The sequence below is a fragment of the Paenibacillus sp. Y568 genome (assembly GCF_059445545.1).
The window spans coordinates 1-1781 of the sequence record NZ_JCAIUM010000048.1 but is presented as its reverse complement, the minus strand read 5'-3'; the positions used below and the strand labels follow the sequence as shown (position 1 = coordinate 1781).

Genomic DNA, 1781 nt, shown 5'->3' with positions numbered 1-1781 from the left:
TCCGTATACTTTGTAAACTTCTGTCCTTTTGTAGCCATGAAAAAATCCCCTCCGATCAACAGTGTTAAGTCCATAATATCATGAACTCTTTTTTCACTGTCTACCGTAAGGGGATAATACCACACCACATACATTTTTTTAAAAGGTGTGCGCTTCAACTTTTTTAATGGATGAGATCAGATTTATTAAGAAACTTCAGAGATTTTCACTGAATAACCTAAGTTTTCGAGCCGACGCACTGCGTACTTTACAATAGATTGCTGTTTCTGTTTGTCAAAATAATCTTCGCCTAGGTCTACATACATTTCTTCCCGTGTTAATAGATAATAGGTTATTCTCAACATAGCATGCGCAACAGAGATCGCTGCTCGTTTTCTTCCTTTTCGCGCCGATGTTCTTCTATACATGGCTCCGAGATAGTTCTTTGACGCTGCAACGGAATGGGCTGCTTCAACTAGAGCAGACTTAAGATATTTATTTCCGTTTTTGGCTTTGGAAGATTTTCTTTTTCCTGCACTTTCGTTATGTCCAGGTACCAGTCCTGCCCATGAACATAAATGTGCTGCACTCGGAAATTGCTTCTTAATATCCGTCCCAATTTCCGCAAGAATCTGTTCTGCCATTCGAGTAGCTATGCCAGGAATAGAGTCTAAACGTTCGACTTCTTCATGAAATGGGGTTACCCTCAAAGCAACTTCCTGATCAAGCACTCCAATTTGCTCACTTAAGAAATCAATGTGAGTTAAAATGGTCTTGATCATTAATCGCTGGTGAGGATTTACATAGCCTTGAAGAGCAAGTTCGAGCTCATCCTTTTTTCACTTCATAGTACGCCTAGCAAAGTTGGCTAGTATTTTTGGATCATCTTCGCCCTCTGCAATAGCACGCAGCATATCGCGAGAAGAAACGCCCATAATATCTGACACAACAGAGCCGAGCTTAATATTGGCTCCTTCTAGTACTTTTTGAATTCGATTGTGTTGTCTGGCTCTTTCTTCAATAATACTGCGGCGGTACCGAACAAGTTCCCGAAGCTCCCGCTGATTTCGATCTGGAATGAAACTTGCTTTGAGTAATCCATGACGAAGAAGCTTGGCAATCCATTCTGAATCTTTGACATCTGTTTTACGTCCAGGCAAAGCTTTCATATGCTGAGCATTCACCACTAAGAATTCAATTCCTTCAGCTTCAAGTAAAATAACAATAGGCTTCCAAAATACTCCTGTGCTTTCCATCGCAACGTGAGTGCATTTATGTTGTTTTATCCAGTCTATTAATTGCAATAGAAAGACCGTTTTAGTTGAAAATGTTTGAATCTCCTTTCCTTCCGACGTTAAGATGCATGCAGTAATATTGTCTTTATGAATATCCATACCACATGCTCGTTCAATGATAACTTCCACCTTGAATACATCCTCTCTATGGCTCAATCGAAGTAGAGGCTGGTGCAACAATCAGAGTAGGATTAATCTCCCATGAGTGCTTCCCGAAAGGGAGCGACAATCTGTGATGCACCGTGATCGTTGGAGTCAGACTAACGGATGGGCTCTATGGCACCATAGTTCATCGACCTTCCTCTCCCAGCCATAGTAGCAGTATAGACAAATTTGCAGTCCCATTTTCATCATCTGTGGTGCGGCGCGTGCGCTGCATGTATGACTAACGGGACAGTATGACAAGTTCTGTATAAGCGCTTTACAGCGCGAAAAAACAGAGATTTCATGAAATGAAATCTAACTTTACAACCGAGGATGGGAATGACGGAACCATGTATCCTGAAA

General features: G+C 41.3%; 1 pseudogene. It reads right to left on the bottom strand.

Going from position 1 to position 1781, the window contains the following annotated elements:
- Positions 1-185 precede the first annotated feature (185 nt).
- Positions 186-1403 (bottom strand): annotated as a pseudogene (locus AC1D7X_RS25685) (IS110 family RNA-guided transposase).
- Between the last annotated feature and the right edge of the window lie 378 nt (positions 1404-1781).